The organism is Pseudomonas sp. TH49 (assembly GCF_016650625.1).
In the GTDB taxonomy this organism is placed as follows: Bacteria; Pseudomonadota; Gammaproteobacteria; order Pseudomonadales; family Pseudomonadaceae; genus Aquipseudomonas; species Aquipseudomonas fluorescens_H.
The window spans coordinates 1006232-1028498 of record NZ_JAEKFL010000002.1 but is presented as its reverse complement, the minus strand read 5'-3'; the positions used below and the strand labels follow the sequence as shown (position 1 = coordinate 1028498).

General features: G+C 60.3%; 18 protein-coding genes. 2 read left to right on the top strand and 16 right to left on the bottom strand.

What is annotated here, in order from left to right:
* Window positions 1–17: 17 nt before the first annotated feature.
* The 15 genes from JFU48_RS22130 to JFU48_RS22060 all read right to left on the bottom strand — a co-directional run bounded on the left by JFU48_RS22130 (window position 18) and on the right by JFU48_RS22060 (window position 19351).
* Complete coding sequence (locus tag JFU48_RS22130) at window positions 18–575, bottom strand: helix-turn-helix domain-containing protein (protein WP_201137662.1); 558 nt, start codon at window positions 573–575, stop codon at window positions 18–20.
* Between the two features lie 25 nt (window positions 576–600).
* Complete coding sequence (locus JFU48_RS22125; protein WP_201137661.1) at window positions 601–1890, bottom strand: NAD(P)/FAD-dependent oxidoreductase; 1290 nt, start codon at window positions 1888–1890, stop codon at window positions 601–603.
* Between the two features lie 100 nt (window positions 1891–1990).
* Complete coding sequence (locus JFU48_RS22120) at window positions 1991–3055, bottom strand: fimbrial protein (protein WP_201137660.1); 1065 nt, start codon at window positions 3053–3055, stop codon at window positions 1991–1993.
* Window positions 3052–5568 (bottom strand): fimbria/pilus outer membrane usher protein, encoded by a 2517-nt coding sequence (locus tag JFU48_RS22115; RefSeq protein WP_201137659.1) that lies wholly within the window; start codon window positions 5566–5568, stop codon window positions 3052–3054. The genes JFU48_RS22120 and JFU48_RS22115 overlap by 4 nt, the downstream gene beginning before the upstream one ends.
* Before the next feature lie 76 nt (window positions 5569–5644).
* Window positions 5645–6385 (bottom strand): fimbrial biogenesis chaperone, encoded by a 741-nt coding sequence (locus tag JFU48_RS22110; protein WP_201137658.1) that lies wholly within the window; start codon window positions 6383–6385, stop codon window positions 5645–5647.
* 87 nt (window positions 6386–6472) lie between these two features.
* A complete protein-coding gene (locus tag JFU48_RS22105; protein ID WP_201137657.1) occupies window positions 6473–7021 on the bottom strand; it encodes a fimbrial protein in 549 nt (182 codons plus the stop codon).
* Between the two features lie 242 nt (window positions 7022–7263).
* Entirely contained in the window at window positions 7264–8037 is a 774-nt protein-coding gene (locus JFU48_RS22100; RefSeq protein ID WP_201137656.1) for an OmpA family protein, read from the bottom strand.
* Between the two features lie 10 nt (window positions 8038–8047).
* Window positions 8048–8455, bottom strand: coding sequence for a DUF4398 domain-containing protein (locus JFU48_RS22095; protein ID WP_103483449.1), 408 nt, complete (start codon window positions 8453–8455; stop codon window positions 8048–8050).
* A gap of 276 nt (window positions 8456–8731) precedes the next feature.
* Entirely contained in the window at window positions 8732–12373 is a 3642-nt protein-coding gene (locus JFU48_RS22090) for a transporter substrate-binding domain-containing protein (protein ID WP_201137655.1), read from the bottom strand.
* Entirely contained in the window at window positions 12374–13000 is a 627-nt protein-coding gene (locus JFU48_RS22085) for a response regulator transcription factor (protein WP_103483451.1), read from the bottom strand. It abuts the gene before it with no gap.
* A gap of 139 nt (window positions 13001–13139) precedes the next feature.
* Window positions 13140–14345: an EAL domain-containing response regulator gene (locus JFU48_RS22080; RefSeq protein WP_242486696.1), complete on the bottom strand. Its 1206-nt coding sequence runs from the start codon at window positions 14343–14345 to the stop codon at window positions 13140–13142.
* A gap of 139 nt (window positions 14346–14484) precedes the next feature.
* Complete coding sequence (locus JFU48_RS22075; protein ID WP_201137654.1) at window positions 14485–15522, bottom strand: fimbrial protein; 1038 nt, start codon at window positions 15520–15522, stop codon at window positions 14485–14487.
* Window positions 15519–16256 carry a fimbrial biogenesis chaperone gene (locus JFU48_RS22070; protein WP_103520413.1) on the bottom strand — a complete coding sequence of 246 codons (738 nt, stop codon included), beginning with the start codon at window positions 16254–16256 and terminating at the stop codon, window positions 15519–15521. The genes JFU48_RS22075 and JFU48_RS22070 overlap by 4 nt, the downstream gene beginning before the upstream one ends.
* 31 nt (window positions 16257–16287) lie before the next feature.
* Window positions 16288–18735: a fimbria/pilus outer membrane usher protein gene (locus JFU48_RS22065; protein WP_226499325.1), complete on the bottom strand. Its 2448-nt coding sequence runs from the start codon at window positions 18733–18735 to the stop codon at window positions 16288–16290.
* Window positions 18736–18817: 82 nt separating this feature from the next.
* On the bottom strand, window positions 18818–19351 hold the full coding sequence (locus tag JFU48_RS22060; protein ID WP_103483453.1) for a fimbrial protein: 534 nt from the start codon (window positions 19349–19351) through the stop codon (window positions 18818–18820).
* Between the two features lie 318 nt (window positions 19352–19669).
* Between JFU48_RS22060 and JFU48_RS22055 the strand changes: the two genes are divergently transcribed.
* On the top strand, window positions 19670–21019 hold the full coding sequence (locus JFU48_RS22055) for an NRAMP family divalent metal transporter (protein ID WP_242486695.1): 1350 nt from the start codon (window positions 19670–19672) through the stop codon (window positions 21017–21019).
* A gap of 16 nt (window positions 21020–21035) precedes the next feature.
* Here JFU48_RS22055 and JFU48_RS22050 read toward each other — a convergent pair whose 3' ends face one another.
* Window positions 21036–21416: a winged helix-turn-helix transcriptional regulator gene (locus tag JFU48_RS22050; RefSeq protein WP_201138509.1), complete on the bottom strand. Its 381-nt coding sequence runs from the start codon at window positions 21414–21416 to the stop codon at window positions 21036–21038.
* A 100-nt stretch (window positions 21417–21516) separates the two neighbouring features.
* On the opposite strand from JFU48_RS22050, the gene JFU48_RS22045 reads away from it, so the two are divergent.
* Window positions 21517–22266 carry an SDR family oxidoreductase gene (locus JFU48_RS22045; protein WP_201137653.1) on the top strand — a complete coding sequence of 250 codons (750 nt, stop codon included), beginning with the start codon at window positions 21517–21519 and terminating at the stop codon, window positions 22264–22266.
* Window position 22267 lies beyond the last annotated feature (1 nt).

Below are 22267 nucleotides of genomic sequence, written 5' to 3'. Positions count from 1 at the left end.
TTCATCCTTTGTTGTTATCAGGTGTAGACCCAGAGCACACGGGTGAGCTGCCCCGTGAGGTTGCCGTAGCGGCAATGGGTGTGACTGTCGAATTGAAAGCTGTCGCCGGCCCTTAAGGTGACCGGCTCGTCGTCGTTGCCCAGCCACAAGGTCAGCTCGCCTTCGAGCACGTAGCCGCCCTGCTCCGAGCTGTCGCTCATGTGCCGGTCGCCACTGCTCGCGCCCGGTTCCAGGTGACTTTCGAGCATGAAGAACGACGCGCGCATCTGCGGCGACACCAGAATGTCGGTGATGCCGTTGGCGTAATACAGCGTGCGGCGTTCGTCCGGGCGGGTCACCCACGGCAACTCCTTGGGCTTGGGCAGACTGTAAAAATAAGTGGTCGGCACACCAAGGGTTTCGCTGATCGCGGTGAGGTCGGCCACGGTCGGGCGCGACAGGCCGCGTTCGACTTGCGAGAGAAAACCCACCGAACGGCCGATTTTGTCGGCCAGCTCTTTGAGGGTGTATTTCTTGTGCTTGCGCAGGTCGTGGATCAGGATCGCCAGCGCAGCGATTTCTTCTTGCTTGTTCATGGCCGGGTTTCCAGAAAATTTTTCATCAAATGCTGTCGCGCAGTCGATACCAGGCCTTGCCGACCGCTTCCAGCGGCGCGGCGAGGTATTTGCCGCCGGGGAAGCGGCCATTGCTCAGGCCCTGATACAACGCCAATTCATCCTCCTTGCCGAGAATCGCCTCGGACACGGCGCGGGCGGCGGCCAGCGTCGGTAGCACGCCGTGGCCCGAGTAACCCTGCAACCAATAGCGATCACCCTCACGGCCAACGTCCGGGGTGCGTTTGATTGTCAGGTCGATGTGCCCGCCCCAGGCGAACTCCAGAGCGACCCCTTTGAGTTGCGGAAACACCCGCTCGAGAAACGGCCGAGTCGCCGCCGCAATGTCCTTGGGCATACCGCCCAGGTAAGTGCAGCCGCCACCGAACAGCAAGCGGTTGTCGGGCGTGCGACGGAAGTAATCGAGGACGAACTGGTTGTCGGTCACGCAGACGTTGCTCGGCAGCAGCGCGGTGGCTTGCTCCGGCGTCAGCGGCGCGGTGGCGACTTGGTAGGTGCCGACCGGCAGGATGCAGCTTGAGAGTTGTGGATCGAGTTGATCGAGATAGGCGTTGCAGGCCAGCACCAGCACATCAGCCTTCACCGAGCCGCGCTCGGTGTTGACCCGAAAACCGTTGCCCTCCTGCTGATAACTCAACGCTTTGCTTTGTTCATGAATGCGCCCGCCGGCACGCTCGATGGCGGCAGCCAGTCCAAGGGCGAGTTTCAGCGGATTGAGGTGCGCACCTTCGGCGTCGTAGAGGCCGGCCTGATAGCGTTCACTGGCGACCCATTGCGGCAGGTCTTCGCGGGGAATGAACTGCAGGCCGTCGTGGCCCCACTTGTGACTGGCCTCGTGTTGCCATTCAGTCAGCAGGCTGACCCGCCGCGGCATCACCGAAGTCCACAAATGGCCCGGGCGATAGTCGCAGTCGAAGCCATGCCGCCCGGGCAGTTCGCGCAGTTCCTGCGCGGCCCAACGCATGCCGTCCCACAGACGCCGGGCGCGCTCATAACCGAGCGCTGCTTCCAGCGGCGGCATGTCGCACGACCAGCCCAGAATCGCCTGCCCGCCATTACGCCCCGACGCGGCCCACGCCACACGACTGGCTTCCAGCACGGTGACACGCTTGCCGGCCAAGGCCAGGCGCAACGCGGTGTGCAGCCCGCTGAAACCGGCGCCGATGATCACCACTTCGGTGTCGTGCTCACCTTCCAGAACGGGCCGTGTGCTGAGAATATCGGCGCAACTGTGGGCGTAATAGCTGGCGACATGCTGCTGGGACTGCTGAAACATTCGGCGCCTCATGAAATTATGTTTTTATAATTTCATGAAAATCTATACGAATAATTTCACGCCAACAACCCTGACATGAATCTGCGCAGGTTCTATGCCTTTACTTGTAGGTAATGGTGAAATTCGCCGTGGCCGTCGCACTGCCCGGCTGTGGGCCTGTGGAATTGCCGGCGGTCTGGATGTAGCGTGCGCCAAATTCCAGCACGGTGTTGCCATCCTGCACCGGCATCACCGGCACTTCGACGCCCAGCGGCATCGGCGTGCCGTCCTTCTTCAACACCTGCACGGCAACGCCGCTGGCGGTGGCTTCGGAGTTGAGCCCGAGTACGCCTTGGGTGCCATCGACGATCATCGAACCTTTGGCGCCGTCGAGGCGGATGTTGGCGGTGTTGCCGCTGAAATAGTTCCAGGTCGGGTTACCGGTGTAGGTTCCGGCAATGCAGCTTTCCAGGGTGATGTTGAAGCCCTGAGTCTCGGTCACACTGCCGGGCCCGTTGAATACGCGGCGCTCCCAGTTTTTCATCGGCACGTCGATGATGCTGCCCACGCCTTCGGGCATGCTGCACCCGGCCACGGTCACGCTGCCGGTCAGGCGGCCGTCGATCCAGTCGAACGGCGTGCCATTGTTGTCGATCGTGACGGTATACACCTGTAAGTTGCCGAAATCGTGGTTGCCCGCTGGAATGGGCCCTGTCTTGATCAGGATCAGACTGTTGTTGGTATTGGAGGCAAAACCACCGCTATTGCAGCCGACAAACGTCAACGGAAAGTACCAACTGCCGGAGGTCAGGCAGAGGTAGCTGGGGCGACTCTCGTTGACCATCCCTACCCCGACGCCGGGAATGTTCGTGGCGTAGAGCTGGCTACCTTGTACAGCCCCGATGGCTGCGGTGACCGTGGGCAACTTCGCACCCAACATGTTGGCCTGGATCGAAAACGGCACGGTTGTCGTGCAGTTGATGATCGGGAACCGGGTGTACTTGACCAGACCGATGGTCGATCCCACACGCGCATCCTGGGGAATGTACACATCCCCGATGGGGTGCACGCTCTGGGTCGCGCTGGTTGACCTACAGTCGGCCAACGCCATCTCTGACAGCACAAACGGTACCGCCGCCAATGCGCTCAGCAGCAGGCGCTTTTTCCACGTTTTCATGTGTTTCATGGACGAACTCCTCGACACACGGCATCCATCACCCGGTAACCATCGGTAGCCGGGGTGTTGCCGATATCCAGTTGAATTTCACAGGTTTGTGCGGCTTTCTCGCCCCACTTCATGGTGTAGGTCTTGCCGCTGCCGGCGGACAGCAGCACCTGACCGGCCTGCCCTACCACACCGACGCTGGCGCCCTGCTCGTCATGTACCGTGGTGCCGAACGGCAGCAACTTGCCGTCCTGCAAACGCACGTTGAGCAGGATTTTTTCCGAACGGCTCGCAGCGAACGTCGCCTTGACCACCGCGCCGCGACGCGGCACCACGTTGGTCACGCCTTCGGCGATGTCGACGCTGGTATCCAGCTCGCTGGTGTCGACTGCCACGCGGTTTTTGCGGTACGGCGTGACGTACGGCACCAGCGCGTAGCCCTTGTCGTTGGTCAGGGTGCCCGGCGCGTTGAGCACGCCGACCTTCGGCGTGTCCTTGACTTCGACCAGCGCCACGGTTTCGCCAAGGGTCTGGCCAAACTCCAGGCCATCGCTGTGCGCCAGCACCGAACCGGCGGCGCTGACCGACGTCTGCTTGTAACCCTGACCGACGCTGACCCCCGCGCCCAACTGGGCAAACGGTGCGCGATAGCCGACCATCGCCGAGCCGTTGTTGCCGGTGTTCTCCACGCGGTTGGCGTTGACGCTGTAGTTGAGGTTGCCGTCGCGTCCGCTCAGACCGGCACGCTGATCGAGGCTGCCATCGTTGTTGCGGGTCACGCTGAACGTACCAGTGTTGCGCGACTGGCCCAGCGGCATCGAGACGGTGAACACCAACTGGTTGTTGTCACCGAACGAGTCGGTCAGGGTCTTGCTGGCATACACGCCATAGGTCACGCCCTTGTACTGGGTGTTGAAGCCCAGTTGCATCTGCTTGTCTTCGCGCGAGGTGCCCCAGTAGTTCTGCTTGCTCATGTTCAGGTAGAACGAGCCATAGTTGTCCAGCGCCTGGTTGATGCTGGCCTCGACCTTGCTGCGTTTGGAGAACTGGCTGTATTCGTTGGGTTGCTGCAGATCCACGGCCTCGGCGAAATCCCGATAGCCTTCGGTGGAGTAGCGATAACCGGCAAAACGCACCGACGTGCCGGTTTCGAATGCCTTGCCATAGCGCAAGCCGACGCTTTGGCCTTTCTTGCTTTCACCCTTGGCCGAGACCGACGTCGGCACATCGGTCTGCGCCTGAGTCACGTCCACCGAGACCGCACCGAGGCTGCCCAGGCTTTTGCCGACACCAACGGTGCCGGCGCGATAGAAGTCGGCACCCAGCAAACCGCCGTACAACGTCAGGTCGAACGGCAAACCGTACGCCGCCGTGGCCTGGCCGAACATCGGGCGCTCGCCGCCGTTGGCCGCGTTGTACTCACCGGCCGTGACGCTGTAGCGCCAGGTTTTCTCGCGCAACATGTTGGCCAGCGTCGCGTACGGCTGGGTAAAGCGCCGCTCGCGGCCGTCGGCTTCGGTGATGATCACTTCCAGATCACCGCTGCCCGAGGCGGCGTTGAGGTCGTCGATCTCGAAGGCACCCGGCGCCACGTAGGTGGTGTAGAGCGAGTAGCCATTCTGGCGCACTTCGACCTTGGCCTGGGTTTCGGCAATGCCGCGAATGATCGGCGCATAGCCCTGCATCGAGTCCGGCAACATGCCCATGTCCGAGGCCAGTTGCACGCCACGAAACGGCACGCTGTCGAACACATCGCCTGGGGTAAAGCTTTCGCCGAGGGTCAATGTGCCCTTGAGCGAGGTGATATCGCGCTGCGCATAGGTGTTGCTGCGCTGCCAGTCACTGCCACCCTCCTTGTCCTGACGGAACGAAGAGCTGGAGCGAAAGCGCCAGTCGCCAAGGTTGAAGCCACCGTTGGCATAGAGGTTGTACTGGTTGCCGCTACCGCGCGCATCGCTGTGGGTCTGCGCTGCCGAAAACTGGTAATTGAGCATCGCTGCATTGATCCCGCGATCCCACTCCGAAGGTGCGACATAGCCGGCCGCATCGCGGCGCAAGGCGATCTGCGGTACGCTGATGTCCAGCGCGAGGTGACCGGCATCGAAGCTCACCGACGCACCGTCGATCAGCGCCGCCAGATCCATGCAGTCAGGCAGGATTTCGCCGGGCACCTGGAAGGCTTCGATCTTCACCCCCAGCTCCTGCAGAAATGCAGGCGACAGGCACGCGCGCACTTCGCCGCTGGCCTCGTCTTTGGCGAACGTCATGTCGCGACGATCAAAGAAGCTCTGGTTCAGGCGAATCACCACCGGGTAGGTGCCCGGGCCGATGCTGCCGCTGTTGCCGATGGCGTCCAGGTCCAGGTTCGGACCGGCACTGGCACCGCCAAACGACTGCATGAAACCTGCATCGAACTTCGCCGGTTCACCGGCGTGGGCGACGTTGCTCAGGCACGCGGCCACGACGGCCACCCACAACGGCAGCGGCGCAAACGGCACGGAAAAACGGGAGCTGGATGAGGCTTCGATTCGCATGGCAATACTCACTACTACTGCCGCCGCGCCACAGGTGTGGCACGCCGATTCAATCGCAGGGAAAAGGGATGAAGCGTCAGCGGGCGCCGTTCAGCGCAACGCTCTTGGGATCGGTGTAGCCGCCGTAGTCGTTGATCGCGGAGTACACCACTTCGCCGCTGGTGCCCTTGAAGCCCGGCAGCGGATAACGCTGGCTGCTCATCGGTGCGACCATTTTCGGTTCGGCGACTTCAACGCTCTGTGCACCCGACTTGGCTGTCACACCAATGAACGACACGTGGTACGGCGAAGGGTTGTTGACCACCAGTACGGCCTGGCCCTGCTCCTGCGTCAGGCTCCATTGCAACTGCGACGCGGCATCCAGCGCGGTGCCCTTGAGGCCCGTCGGGCGATAGAACAGCTTGACCCGGGTGCGCATGGCGATCTTCAACGTGTTGGCATTGCCCTCACTGGCCACCGGAATTTCCTGGGCGTTGAAGTAAAAGACCGATTCGCGATCCGTCGGCAGATTGCCCGCGACTTTCTGGATCCGCACCATCTGTTCTTTGCGCGGATCAAGGCGAAACAACGGTGGCGTCGAGACAAACGGCGTCGCCGTGGTCATGTCATCCGCCTCGGTGTTGACCCAGGTCTGCACCATGTACGGTTGCGAGGTGGTGTTGCTGACAGTGATGGACGCATCACGCTTGCTGCCGTCGAACACGATCCGCGTGCCGCCGAGCATCACACCGGCGTGACTGACGCTGCTCAGCAATGTGCTGCCCAGCAGCAGCGCGATGGCCGATGCGGTTTTGAAGGGGGAAGTCAGTTTTTTCATTTCGATCATCCTCTGGCCGCCCGGCCACTGGCACGAGCGAGGGGATGGCCGCTGCCATCCAGGACAGCAGCGGCGCATCAACAGGGCTTACTCGTAGTCGACGGTGAACGCCGCTTTGGCGTTGGCCGGACCGGAAGTCGCAGCACCGGTGGCGATGTAGTTGGCGGTGAAACGCAACGGCTGGGTCAGGTCCAGGTACGGAGCCGACTCAAGGCCCAACTGCACGTCTTTGCCAGTGGCGTCCTTGATCTGTACGGCGACGTTGGTCGCGGCGCCGGCGTCCGGGGTGATGCCAATCCACTGACCGCTGGAACCGGCATTGCCGCTCAGGGACAGGAACTTCACCGTGGCGCTTTTACCGGTGACGCTGCAGCCTGGGGCGCCGGTATCGATGGTCAGGGTGAAGGCACCGCCGCCAGCGACGTCGCCGACATTGGCCAGTGCGGTTTTCGGTACGTTGCCCAGGCCAACATCGCCGGCACCGGCCGAGCCGTTGAGGTCAGTCACGACCACCGGGCAAGTGTTGTCGGTCACGGTGCCGACGAAATTGATTTCGCCGTCAGCCGCCATGGCAGCTTGAGAACCCGCAGCGAGAACGACAGCAGCAACCAGACTTTTGAGCGCAAACTTGTTCATAACGTTATCCAGATAATGAGGAGGCTTGGGAAACCCGCTCGGGCTTCATCCACTGGTGAATGGCTCACCGGGTTGCGGTTTGCCTTTCAACGAGGTCCATTATCGAGATGCGACAGGACAAACCCTGTAGGAACACGCCCGTCGCGTTGTAGGAAATTTCCTTGCGTGAGCGCTGGCTTCACGCACAAAAAACCCGCTGACCGACAGGCGGAAAGCGGGCGTTTCAGCGGCTGAATCCAGCCTTAATTGCGAGTGCCGACCACTGCTGCGCTATTCGACACGATCACTTCAACCCGACGGTTCAACTGGCGGCCATGGCTGCTGCTGTTATCGGCAATCGGATACTGCTTGCCGTAGCCGGCGGTGATGATGCGGTGGCTGTCGACGCCCAATTGCGCCAAGGCCGAAGCCACCGAGGCAGCACGGCGCTCGGACAGACGCAGGTTCAGCTCATCGCTGCCGACGGTGTCAGTGAAGCCTTCGACGCGCACCTTGCGCTCCGGGTTGGCCGCGAGAAAATCCGCCAACTGCTGGAAGTTGCGCTGGCTGCCGTACTTCAGATCAGCCTTGCCGGTATCGAACAGCACATCGCCGAAAGTGATGACCTGGCCACGTTCGGTGGGCTTCGCCTTCAGCGCCTGCAACGCCTTGAGTTGCTGGGTGCGCACGTCCAGCTGCACCTGAGTGCGCTCGGCGGCGATGTTCTTCAGGCTCGCTTCGGCTTCGCGACCGAGGATGGTCTGCTCGGCCAACTCGATTTTCTGACTGGCCAGATACGCCAACTGATCAATGGCCGGATCACGACGATCGTTGTTCGACGCAGCGTCCGCCTTGTTCAGGGCGATGAACGCGTCTTTGGTTTCCAGTGCGGCCAACGTGTTCGATTGCGGCTTCGCTTGCAGCGCGCTGAACTTCGCGTGCGCCTGTTGCAGATGACTGTTGAGCGGTGGTGCGGCGCAACCTGCCATCAAGACTGCGAAAAGCGAAACGGCAGGAATACGTACTGAATGTCGCATGTTTTTTTCCTTATTCGCCGGCATTGGCCGATGGGGTGAAACCCGTATCCGGGGCCTGCAGCATTTCCTGTTTGAGCACCTGGATGCCGGCGCGGGACTGCTGCAATTGTTGCTGCCACTTCACCGCACGCGCCTGGCGTTCAGCCAGGTTAGCGTCGACCTCAATCTGTTCGGCCAGAGTCCGCGCCTGTACGAAGTTACGTTCGCCCATGGCCCGTTCCATCAGGAACAGCTTGTCCTGAGCGGCTTTCATTTGCAGCGGCGCGTACTGCGTGGCGTCTGCCGAAACGGCACGATTGACAGCGTTTTTCGCCAGGACAATCTGGTCGTCCGGTGCCGGCGCGCTGGCGCAGGCACTCAGCGCAGCGACCAGTGCCAGCAACGCTGCCCACGTACCTACCCGTTGTGTATTCGTCATCTACTGCTCCAGCCTGAAAAAGTAATCCCGGGGCAACCTCCCCCCGCGGATTGATGCTTGTGGAACTGCCTGTGCACAGTCAGTGCCGACAAACTATCCGAAGGCTGCAAGCCGCTCTGTAGGACGTTTCCCAAGCAACGGTTTGAAAAACAAAAAATTTGCGCGCAGGACAGCCCCAAACCGGCCTCAGGCATAAGGCCGGTGTTTTGGGGGGAAAGTGCTGGGGAGTACAGAGCGTGGGAGACAGGCAATGGCCCGCCGCCCTTGGCGTTAGGATCAGGCGAGATAGTCTTCGAGGTGCTCGGCCAGGCGATCCATGTGTTGATGCAAGGCATCCACGGCCTCGGTCACCTGCACGGAGTCCGCGCCGTTGCAGGCCGTTTCCAGCGCCTCGCAACTGTGGATCAGCGCGTTGGCCTTGATGATGCGTGCCCCGCCCTTGACCCGATGGGCCAGGTCGGCCAGCCCCGGCAAATCATGTTTGCTGAACAACTGCATCAGTCGCGCCATGTCTTCGCTGTTGCTGCTGGCCAGGTCGCCCAACAGACTCTTGATCGACGCCACGTCGCCACGGGTCAGTTGCTCCAGGCTGGCAAGATCCATCACCTCGGTGGATTCGGGCATCGGCTCGGCACCGACCTCGACTGTTGTTTCGGCGCCCATCACCTGGCTCAGCCGCGCAGTGAGGTTCTTCAGGCTGATGGGTTTGAACAGGCAATCATCCATCCCCGCCTCGCGGCAGCGATCCTTTTCCTCCGGCTGTGCATTAGCCGTGAAACCGAGAATCAATTTTGGCTTTAACCCTCGCGCGGCTTCATCGTCACGGATGGCCCGGGCCAGGTCGTAGCCATTCATGATCGGCATGTTGCAGTCGGTGATGACCACATCGAAGTTGCCGTTGCGCCACGCCCGAAGACCGTGAGCACCGTCTTCGGCGTCAACCACCCGATGCCCCAGATAACTCAATTGCTGTGACAGCAACAGCCGGTTGGCCGGGTAATCGTCGATCACCAGAATATTCAGGCTTTGCCCGGATCCACGGTTTTCGGTTTCTGCCGGCGGCAGTTCCGCCAGCGGTTCGAGGGTGGTCAGATCCAGCGTGACTTCGATCTGCGTGCCCTTGTGCAACACACTGGTCAGGGTCAACTGGCCGCCCATCATTTCGCACAGCGTGCGGCTGATCATCAGCCCCAGGCCGGAACCGCTGCGTGCGGACTGGTTGTGGTTGGCGGCCTGGGTGAACGGACTGAACAGGCGTTTCTGATCCTCTTCACTGATCCCGTGCCCGGTATCTTCGACCCGGATGACCACACTCAGGTGCTGATCATCGGCTTGAGGCTCGACCCGCACGCTCAGGCGCACCTGCCCTTCGGCGGTGAACTTGATGGCGTTGCTCAACAGGTTGGAAATGATCTGCTTGAAGCGCAAGGGATCGACCAGCACATCACGATTGGCCCGCGCATCCAGATCCAGTTGCAGTTGCAGATGCTTCTGCCGCGCCAGCCCTTCGAAAATGCGCACCACCGATTCGAGCAACTCGCGCAAGTTGGCGCGCTCCGGCGCCAGCGACAGGCGCCCGGATTCGATGCGGGCAATGTCGAGGATATCGCCGATCAAATCGAGCAAGCCGCGGGCCGCGCCGGAGGCGACTTCGATGGCAAAGCGATCCATCACCCCCTGATCGGCCTTTTTCAACGCCAGTTCCAACATGCCGATCACCGCATTCATTGGTGTACGGATTTCATGGCTCATGGTCGCGAGGAACGTAGTCTTGGCGCGGTTGGCGTCATCGGCCCCCTCCTTGGCTTCGCGCAACTCGGCAAGCAGACGCTGGCGCTCGCTGACGTCGATCCAGCCGGCAATCATTCCGCTGACGTCGCCATTGCTGCTGCGATACGGCAGCATCCAGTGGTAAATGGTCAGCACCCGACCGTCGACCATGCTCAGGCTGCGATCCTGAATCTGCGGCAAGCCATCCTGCATGACCTGCTGGTAATCGCGGTGATAGGTCGCCGCCTCATCAGGATTGCCCAGCACGCCTTCAAGTACCGTCTTGCCGATCACCTGCTCGCGCTCGACACCGAACACCTGCAGATAACCGGTGTTGCAGATCAACAAGCGCCCGTCACGATCACGCACGTAGATCGGATGCGGCGTGCCGTCGATCAGTACCCGCATGAACTCGACCTGATCGTTCAACGCCTGCTCGGCCTGCTTGCGCTTGCGCATCAGCATGCGCAAGTAGGCGATCCAGCCCAGCGCAATCAACAACAATGCGGCAGCCGCGACAAAGCCCTGAATGATCGCCGTGCGATTACGCAGCCAATAGCTGTCGCCCACCACCACTTCACTGCGCCAGCGGTTGGTCAATTCGTCCATTTCTTCCGGGGCGATACTCAGCAAAGCCTTGTCCAGAATCGAATACAGCTCCAGCGAGCCACGGGCGGTGGCAAATGCGATCCGGGCATTCATCACCCCCACGGTGCTGGTAATGCGCAGGCGATCACGGTATTGGCGGGAGATCATGTAACGCGCGGTAATCAGCGAATTGACGGCCGCGTCGGCCTCGCCGTTGACCACCATGGCCATCGCGTCCTGAGCGTTATCGGCATCGACCAAGTGGATGTTCGGGTATTGCTCGGTGAGCATGTCGCGCGTGGCATTACCGGTGATCACCGCCAGACGTTTGCCTGCCATATCATCCAGCGTGCTCGGGCTGTCGGCGGTTGTGCGGCTGACCAGGACAAAGGGCGTGGCGAGGTACGGCCGGGTGAAGCGCAGGACATTTTCGCGCTCGGCGCTGGGCGTCAGGGTGATCAGCAGGTCAGCCTTGTTGCTGACGATCGATTCGATCATTTCCCCAACCGAGTTCACCCGCTGCACATCGAACTTCAACCCGGTGCGCAACGAAACCTTGGACAGCACGTCGGCGCTGATCCCGCGAAACTCGCCCTCATCGGTGTAAAAGGATAACGGCAGAAAACTGTCGTCGACGACCACGCGCAGCCGTGGATGCTTGTCGAGCCAGCGCTGTTCGCTGACGCTGAAATGCAACTGATGCTGGCCCGGCATGCTTGCGCCGCCGGCGCTCCAGCGGCGCAGGATGGTCATGCGTTCGGTGACCGGAATCTCCAGCAGCGCGGCGTTGATGATGCGCAGCAGACGCGGATTGTTGCGGCTCAGGGCGAACGAGAAGTTGCTCACTTCCATCCGCGAAAAGTCGGCCAGTTGCACGTTGTTCAGGTAGTTCTTGTTGATCAGGTAATTGGCACTGATCGCATCGCCGAGGTACACATCAGCCTGCCCGAATGCCACCGCGCCAAGAGCGCTGAGCGTTGACGGATACAGCTGCAGCTTCGCTTTTGGATAAAAGGCTTCGACGGTCTCTGGCGGCAAGTAGTGATAGAGCATGGCGACACGCTTGTCGGCCAGCTCCGGATCAAGGTTCTGGCTGTCGCCCACCCGGCTGACCAGCGTCGGCTGATCTTCGGCGTAGGCCTCGGACAGCACCAGTTCGGGGTCGGCGGCTTCAAACTCGTTGGCATTGCCCAGCAGGTCGATCTCACCGGCCTTGAGCGCCGCCAATACCTCGGCCCGCGATGAGTAGCGCTGCACTCTGACTTTGACGTGCAACAGCTCGCCGAGCAAATGGGCGTAGTCGGCCGTTACGCCTTCATAATCCCGACCATTGGTGGTGATACTGAACGGCAAGTAATCCGGTGCCGCAGACCCGAGCACCAACGTGCCTTTGCTGCGCAGCCAGCTCCAGTCGGCCTCATCCAGGCCGACGCTGTAATCGCCCACGCTGGAGCGCCCGAGCAGGTGCAGGCTCTGTGGCGGAGCCGCCCACGCCAAGCCGCTGGCCAGTGAGCAGAGCAAGACTGCGCCTGCCAGGCATCGTTGAAGAAGTCTGTTCATTCAGATGAGGTTGTTACGCTTGGCGAAGTCAGCCAGGTACACCACCGACTTGACGTTGAGCTTTTCGATCAGGCGGGTTTTGTAAGTGCTCACGGTCTTGTTGCTGATCAGCATCGCGTCACCGATTTCCTTGTTGGTCAGCCCCATGGAGAGTTGCTGCAGAATCACCAGCTCGCGGTCCGACAGACTCTGGATCAACTCCAGATCGGTCGCTTCGACATCGCTGCGGCGCACCGAGCTGTTGGCCAGATTGGGGAAGAAGGTGTAGCCGTCCATCACAGTCTTGATCGCCTTGACCAACTCATCCAGCTCATTGGTCTTGGAAATGAAACCGGCGGCGCCGGCCTTCATGCAGCGCATCGAATAGAACAGCGCTGACTGCGAGGTCAGCACCAGAATCTTGCTGGGCAGGCGCAATGCGGCGATACGGCTGAGCACTTCAAGCCCATCGAGCCTCGGGATGGCGATGTCGAGAATGATCAGATCCGGCAAGTGTTCGCGGGCCAGTTGCACGGCGTCGGCACCGTTGTCAGCCTCGGCGACCACTTCGAACTGTTCGTGCTGCAACAGCATCTTGACCGAAGAGCGAATGAACGGATGGTCATCCACAATCAAAGCTTTATACATGTAAACCCCTGTAAGACACGCCGGATGACTCCGGTGACAAGACGTCCATGGTGCAACGATGAACCCGTCGGCCAGTCGATAGCTCAACAAAAGTACACGAACCCGACTGAATTGTAGGAAATTTCTGGAAGGCATCCGCCTAATCTGAGGGCACGTTCTGCGCCTCGAATGCTGCCTGGTGCAACCATTGCAGCAGGTCGTGGCCGGACATCGGCCTGTCCAGGTAAAAACCCTGGCCAATCTGGCAGCCCATGGCGACCAGTGCATCACGAATTTGCCGGCTGCTGACACCTTCGATCACCAGGGTCATGTCCAGCGACCGGGCCAGTGCCAGTGTGCTGGCCACCATGGCGCGATTTCGCGGTTCACTCAAGTTATGCACGAACTGGCCATCGAGCTTGATCTGGTTGAATGGCAGTTGGCACAACAGCTTCAGTGACGAGAAACCCGAGCCGAAATCATCGATCGACAGACCACACCCCAGCATGCGCATGTGCAGCAGGTTTTCCTGAACCTGGGCATGCAGATCCAGCAGACCGTTCTCCGCCAGCTCGAACATCAGGGCCGACCCGCAAATGCCATGACGCTGCAAGGTGCGCTGAATGTGCTCGATCAGACTCGGGCTGGACAATTGCGAAGCGTGCAGGTTGAACGCCAGTTCCAGGGCAATTCCCTGTCGGCGCAAAATACCGAGAATGTTCAGCCCCTGCTCGAACAACTGCTTGAACATCTCGTCAATCAAGTCGTAGGCGAGCACCGCAGCGAGAAAGTCCTTGGGTAACAACAGTCCTTTTTCAGGATGTTCCCAGCGCACCAATGCCTCGGCACCGGCCAGCCGGCCGTCCCTCATCACACGCTTGGGCTGGAACCAGCCACGGAACTCGCCCATGGCCAGGCCCCGGCGCACCTCTTCCTCGCTGGGCAACTCGGTGACGGCCAACGCCTGCAATAGAGGTGGCGGCGGACAACGGTAACGCTTGAGCAGCCGGCTCAGCGCACCCAATTGCAACGGCACATCGAGAACACCGAGCAATTGCAGGCCCGACAGACTCGCCATCTGCCCCACCGCACGACGCAATTCCGGCTGGTGTTCGCTGAACAGGGCCACGGCTTTGACCAGTCCGATCGGACTGGCATAACGCAACAGCTCCAGGCAGTCGAGCCCCTTGCCCCCGAGGTCACACAGAACGATATCGACGCCGCCGCTGCGTTGCATGGCGATCATCGCCTGCTCGGCATCTTCGGCTTGCAGCACGTCATGTATGCCGAGTTGGCGCAACATCCTGCCCAGAATATTGCGCTCGAACCCATGTTTTTCCATCACCAGAACACGTGGGGTGGTCATCGTCACCTCCATTATTTTGCAAACCTGAAGGCACAATGATGGCGGTTAGGCGGGCCTTTCGAGGAAGGATTTATCCCTGCGTCATGTAGGAAATTTCCCAAGACTTGTTCCGGCGTCCTCTGTGCCCAAGCCGTCGCGATCAGTGATAAACGACCTGCACCACCACGATGGCATTGAACGGCCCGACCTGCGGGTCACCCAGCGACACCATGGACGCGCTCAATGGCACGTCGATATGGCTCACGTCCGCGGCAAAACTGGCCAGGTCGAACGGTTCGTTGATCGGCAGCAAGTTGTTTTTCGCATCACGAATCTGGATCGCGAACTGGCTGTCCGCCGCCGGCAGAATGTTGTATTCGCCCTGCTGGTTGGCCGTCACGAACGTCGCACCGATATTGACCGGCGTGCTGCAATGCTTGTCCAGCGCCAGGCTGAACGGCTTGGTCGGGTTGGGCGGGGAGAAACCGGTGCTGGTTTTCTGCACCACGCCGAAGTCGACGATGCCCGGCTCCGGCGTCACGGTGACATCAACCGTGCAGGCAGTGCCGACGATGTTCTGCAAACCGCTGAGCTGATAACGGAAGTTGCCGGACGGGTTGGACGGCCCGCCGTTCAGACCGTATAGACCGTCGAACTGGAACACGTCGTAGGTATCCTGCGTCGGACGCTGCAACGGTAGCAGTCCGCGTTTGCGGATCACCACCTGAAACGCGATGTTGGGGTAGACCATCGAACAGGCTTTAACCTCATCGGCGGTGCCCGCCGTCGGACATCCCGGAGAAACGAACCCGGTGTTGACGCCCATCGCCGGGTTGGAACTCCAGTCGCCATCCCACGCCGTGACGCCTCGGTACACCAGACCGAACTCGATGCCCCATGGCGTGGCGTCCAGGCGTGCCGGGTTGCCGTAGAAATAGATCGGATCATTTTCGGCAAAGTGTATATCGTACGGCTTCCAGCACTGGGCCGGCACCACCTGGGTTCTTGAACGCCAGATGATCGTACCGTCGGGCACACTGTCCGGCACCGATACTGGGCCGATGTATTCGCTCAGATAGTCGCCATTGGTCATCGACTTGCAGAACAGCGCCATCGACGCCTGGGAAAACCCCAACAGCAACGACGCGACGCACACTTGCAGCGCCTTGCGTCGATGCCGGCGCAACCAGCCCGTCATTTCTGCACGCCCTTGCACACGTTGGCGGCGCACTGGAACAGCGAATCAGTCTGACCACCGAAGTCGTTCATGTTCAGCACCCGCAAGGTGTTGAACCCGGTTTGGCTCAACGCAAAACGGGTATTGCTCATCGGTTTGAGCATCACCGTGTCGATCGGCATCGCGGTCTTCTCGGGGCCTGCCTGCAATCCGACGATGGTGATGTGAAACGGCGTCGGATTATCCACCAGCAACGCCTTGGCAGCCGGGTCGATCCTGATGTTCAGCCCCAACGCCAGATCGGCGCCCCGCTCTCTCTTCACCCCGCTGGGACGGTAGAACAGTTTGATTTTCGATTGCAGCGCAATCTGCATCGCGTTGACCGCCTGAGTCTTGGGCGGAATCTCGCGGATGTTCAGGTAGAACACCGATTCGCGATCCGTGGGCAACACGGTATCGGGCAGTTTGACGATGCGCAGAATGGTGCTTTCCTTGGCCTCGATCCGTTGCAGCGGCGGCAGCACCATGAATGGCGAGCTGATTTTCTTGCCGCTTTCATCCTCGATCCATGACTGAATGACGAAGGGCAGTTCCGGGCTGCGATTACCGACGGTGACACTCACCGACGGCGCGCCTTCTTCGAAAATCACCCGGGTCCGATCCGGCACCACGGCGGCGTTGGCCAGTAGCGGCAGACTCATGGACAGCGTCAGGAGCAGCGATTTACAGCGCTGCAAGTTGGGTTTGCAATTCATAGGAAATCTCCAGAAAAGTCAGGGCGCCGCCCTACAGGCAGCGCAAGGGATGCGAGACATTGGTCACGATGTCTTCGACGGGCAGTTCGGCCAGGGCGCAGCTTTTGCTGTCGTCCCAACGCGCCACAAGGCGAGCGTCGGTTTTCACGCCCAAGAGGTACGTCACTCCGTCCTCGCCGACGATGCCCACTTCCTTGTTGGTATTGCTGTCCTGAATAGAGGCCCCGAACGGCACCGCACTGCCATCTGCCAACAGCAGCGTGACGAACGCGTTGTGCCCCTGCCCCGCGGGGAAATTCACGTAGCCGATCGCGCCTTCGGTCAGCGCCAGACGTTGAATCGGGTTGCTGACTTCAGTGTTGAGCGGCAGCTTTTCCATGTTGACCCGTGCCTCGTAGGCCTGAAACGACGGCAGGCCATCCATGACGGCGTAACCGTCCTGGTTGGTTCGGGCACGACCGGCAAACGCCACGTCCGGCACGCCGTCGGTGGACACCAGCAATCGGGTGTCGCCGTTCGAGCCGTTGCCGTGGGCCGCCACGCCATAGCGGGTCACCACTAGCGAGCTATCAATTTCACCGGTGGCCGAGCTGTAGGTGCTGCCATCGGTCGTAACCGAGGCATTGGCGCGATACGTCGAGGTGCGTTTGCCGACGTAGGCATTGACGTAGCGGTTGTCGCCGACGCCGCCGTAAACCTGATAATTCACGCCCTCGCCAGTGTCGTGGCTGTAACCGACATTGCCGGCATAGCCGCCGGAACCGCTGTGCTGGATGTTGCTCGACATCGTCGAATTGCCGCCCAGCGGGATGGTCACTCCGAGGTAGATCTGCGAGTCGTTCTGCAAGGCATTGCGCGTCTGGTACGCCGACAGGTTGACGTTGATGTTCTTGACGTTGCCCAGGGAAAAACTGCGCGCCAGCGACACGCCGACCCGATCGGCATCCGGCGCATCCCAATAGGTGGAATGGTCGAAGGACAGGCTGGTGGACAGCCACGGGAAACTCTTGGCGAGGATCACCGAATAGCGCTGCTTGCCGGCGTTCATCGAGTAGGAGTCGGGGTCACCGATAAACTGCGAAAAGTTGGTGAAGGTCTTGTCGGAAAAGCGATAACCGAGGAAGCGCAGATCGGTGCCAATGCCATCGAAGTGCTTGGAATAGTTGATGCGGTAAGAGTTACCGGTGACTTGCTCACCGTTCCAGCGCAACTTGGCGCGGGAGGTGGTGACGTCGGCCGACAAGGCGCCGAACGCGCCCAGATCCTTGCCCAGCCCGACGGCATGAGCCAGATAACCCGAGGAAGCGAGGACGCCGCCATACGCGGTCCAGTCATGGGGCAAGCCGTACGCCAGTTCCGAGGCGACAAAACCCGGTTCGATCCCGCGCGCGCCGTCCAGCCGTGGCTGGCCGCCGGACAGCTTGTAGCGCAACTCGCCTTCACGGGCGAGGAACGGCACCGCTGCGGTGGATACGGTAAATTTCTGCTCGGTACCGTCTTCTTCGCGCACAGTGACATCCAGCGTGCCCTGGGCGCTGCTGTTCAAGTCCTGAATGCTGAACGCGCCCGGAGTCACGGTGGTGGAATACAGCACGCGCCCCTGCTGGGAAACCGTGACGGTGGCATTGGTGCGTGCCAGACCACTGATCAACGGCGCATAGCCGCGCAGATTGGGCGGCAACATACGGTCGTCACTGCTCAGGGTCGCGCCACGCAGGGCGAAGGTATCGAACACGTCCGAGTTCAGGTAATCCTCGCCCACCGACAGTTTCGAGCGAATCGAGGGCAGCGCGCGATAGGCGTACAAGCGGTTCAGCTGAAACGGTTTGTCGCCGATGTCATCACCCTGGCTGTCGTTGCGCACCTGAGCCTGATAGTCCGCACGCACGCGCCAGGTATCGAAGTTCAGACCGGCCGTGCCGTAGCTCTGCACCGAATTCGAACGAGTGGAATTGCCAGACGCCGATGACTGACGCGAGTTGGCGATCACCCGGTAATCGAGCAGCGCGCCATTCAAGCCATTGCTCCAGGCTGCCGGCGGAATGTAGTTGGGGTCGTCGTACTCGAACGACGCCTGGGGAATGCTGATTGCCAGGCGTGCCAGGTTCTTCAGGTATTTGATGCTCACGCCGGGCACGCTGGCCAGATCCACGCACTGCCCGTTCGCCGTACGCGGCAGGCTTTCCAGCAGTGGCGGCTTGAGGCCGAAGGTCTGCACCAGATCCAGCGTCAGACAGGCATAACTCTGCTGTGGGTCAGCGCCGGGTTTGAATTCAATCGAGCGCGTGCCGAAGTACCGTTGGTTGACAGCAATGTCGAGCAAGTAAGTGCCGGGCACGGTGTAGTCGGCATGCACAAACTGCCCGAGGCTGACATTCTTGTCGTTATCAATATTCAGAAAGTCCGAATTGAACTCGACAGCCTGTGCCTGGCTGATTGCCAACCAAAGAGAGGACAGAATGAAAGTGCGACGATACAAGGGAGAAACCCTATCGAATGATTCAAGCGCAATAAAAAAAGGGGTTTGCACCCCTTTCTCTTACCTCACTGATACGGGCGTATCAGTTGTAAGCCACGGTGAAGTTGGCAACGCTGTCGGCTTCACCGGTAGTGACGGTGGCCGCAGTGGCTTCGTACATGGCAGCAAACGAAACGGTGTTGTTACCGTTCTGCAGAACTACCGGAGCCACTTGTTCTTTACCGTTGTCGAGCATTTCGCCGGCGCTGGCCTGCAGACGGATGCCGACGTTCTGCGCCAGACCGGTGGTGGCGAACAGCTCTGGAACGGTTGGATCCTGTACACCGGTGAAGGTGAAACGGGCGTTTTTCTGGGTCGAGGTGTCGCACTCGGTGAGGACGATGTCGAACTTCTCAGGGCTCGAACGATCGCCGATTGCCTTGAAGGTGTTGGCAGGTACCTGACCCAGTGGAACGGTCTGGTCCAGGGAGTTGGCATCGATACCGCACGCGCCGGAAACGATCTCACCGGTGAAGCGAATAGTGCCCGGGTTGCCAGTAGGCGGTGTGGCGGCGTTCGCCAGGGAAGCCAGACCCATTACAACGGTAGCGGCAGTAACAACGACAATCTTTTTCATGACTGAATCTCGATGGGATAGTTATTTTTGAAACAACTACTCGCCCTTCTGAGTTCGCACCTGAAATACATTGAAAACACACCGTCGATTGTTTGACTTGTAACGGTCGATGCTGACAGCGGATCTTTCAGGGCGTAGAAAATGACGAGCACTTTGTTCCGCTGAAAATCATCGCTGACGGCCACTGGCGAACATGTAGGATTCGTCACTGTAAACTGTAGGAAATTTCCCGCTTAACCTGCCCGGGCCGGTGCACGTCCGGGTATGCGTCTATAGTCAAACCCGTGGCAACGCCTCTTCAGGCGTTTCTGAATCCTGTTGAAAAAAACATCATTCAAAACAGGTGTGGCAGTCCTTCTCCCTGAGAAAAAAATGAACAATAAAACGCCCATCGAGAAGCCTGCGGTTGTCAGCCACGGTTCATGGGTAAAAAAACTCGGGCCTGGCCTGATCACGGGCGCGGCGGATGATGATCCCAGCGGGATCGCCACCTACTCGCAAGCCGGCGCACAATTCGGCTTGAATACCCTCTGGACCCTGTTTTTGACGTTTCCGTTGATGGTCGGCATTCAGATCATCAGTGCCAGGATCGGTCGCGTCAGCGGGCATGGGCTGGCGACCAATATTCGAAGGCATTACCCTCGCCCGTTGTTGTTCGGGATCGTCACGCTGTTGATGTTTGCCAATACCATCAATATTGCAGCGGACATCGCCGCCATGGGGGCGGCACTGAAGCTGTTGATCGGCGGATCGCCGCACTTCTATGCCGTTGGCTTCGGCATCGTGTCCCTGCTGCTGCAGGTGTTCATTCCCTATAAGCGTTACGTGCGCGTACTCAAGTGGCTGACCCTGGTGCTGCTGGCCTATGTGGGGATCGTGTTTGCCGTGCACATTCCCTGGGGCCAGGTCGTTGAGCACACCGCCTGGCCTCAGCTGTCGTGGAAACCGGCGTACATCACCATCGTGGTGGCCATTTTTGGCACGACCATCAGCCCTTATCTGTTTTTCTGGCAGGCATCCCAGGAAGTCGAAGAACTGGAGGCTGATCCGCAGGCGCAGTCACTGATCGATGCGCCAAACCAGGCAAAAGCCAACTTCACCCGCATCAATACCGACACCCTGATCGGCATGGGGATCTCGAATATCGTCGCGTTTTTCATCATGCTGACCACCGCTGTCACCCTGCACCTGCATGGCCTCACGGACATCCAGACGTCCGAGCAGGCCGCGAGTGCCTTGCGACCGATTGCCGGCGAGTTCGCCTTCTGGTTGTTCAGCGCCGGCATCATTGGCACAGGACTACTGGCGGTTCCCGTCCTGGCAGGTTCTGCGGCGTACGCCGTCGCCGGAACATTTCACTGGCGCAACAGCCTGTCGGCCAAACCCCTGGCCAACAAAGCGTTTTACAGCATCATCGCGGCGTCGACCTTATTGGGTGTGTTGATCTGCTTTGCGCCGATTGACCCGATCAAGGCGTTGCTGTGGAGCGCTGTCGTCAACGGGGTGATTGCAGTGCCGATCATGTTCATCATGATGTTGATGGCATCGCACCCGAAGATCATGGGCTCCTTTGTCATTGCGCCCGGGCTTAAAGTTCTGGGCTGGAGTTGCACAGCGGCGATGGCGGTCGTGGTCATCGGCATGTTCTGGGGCCTGTTTGCAGCGTAGCGCCTGGGTATCCGCGTTATTCGCACTGGGGATGGCGAAGCTGATCGGCATTGATGCGCATCCATTCAGCCAGCGAGTCCAGCGTCCCTTGCAGAGTGCTCCCAAGAGCCGTGATCCGGTATTCCACCCGGGGCGGTACCTGCGCGAAAACCGTGCGCGTCACCAGCCCGCGTTGTTCAAACAGGCGCAACTGGCGCGTCAGTTCCTTCTGGGTGATGGGCGCCACCGCACGCTGCAGATCACTGAAGCGCACAGGGCAGTCCAGCACGATCAGCCGGTACAGGATCGGAATGGCCCACTTGCCGGAAATCAGATTGACGAAATCGACCATCGGGCAACCCGCGAGCGGTTTCAGCGGCAAATCCGTGGTGTCTGGCAGCGGTTGTTGAGTGTTCATGAGGATCAAGTCCGTCCCTTGGTATGCAAAAGGTGCCTACTGGTCAAAGGATACTAATGCTCTGAGAATGGCTATCCAACCCGTTGCAGAGGCGAAAGACATGTCGAGGCTGAAAAACAAATTCGCGTTGATCACTGGCGGGACCTCCGGCATCGGCCTGGAAACCGCACGCCAGTTTGTGCTGGAAGGCGCGACAGTCGCAGTCACTGGACGCAGCGAAAGTGCCTTGCAGGCTGTCAGGCACGAACTGGGCGGTGCTGTGCTGGCGATCCAGAGCGATGCTGGCGACAGCGTTGGCCAACAGGCGTTGGCACTCCAACTGGCCGGGGTCTGGCCGCGGCTGGACGTGCTGTTCGTCAACGCCGGTGACGTCACTCACCGCTCTATCGAAGATTGGGACGAAGCGGCATGGGATCAGCTCATGCAGACCAATCTCAAAGGCCCGTTCTTCCTGATCCAGGCGCTGATGCCGCTGCTGGCCAATCCGTCGTCGGTGATCCTCTGCGGTTCCGTCAGTGCCAGGATTGGTCTCGCGCAAAGCAGTGCGTATGCCGCCAGCAAGGCCGGGCTGCTGTCGCTGGCGCGCACGCTTTCCGGCGAACTGATCCAGCGAGGCATTCGCGTCAATGGCCTCAGCCCCGGCCCTACTGAAACGGCGGCGCTGGACAAACTCGGCTTGCCTGCCGCCGAGCAGCAGGCGTTGCGCGAGCGGATTCGCCAACTGGTGCCGATCGGCCGTATGGGAACCCCGTGGGAACTGGCAAAAGCTGCCGTTTACCTGGCCTCTGATGAATCGGCTTACGTGGTCGGAACCGAATTGCTGGTAGACGGCGGCGTCGGCAATTTGTGAT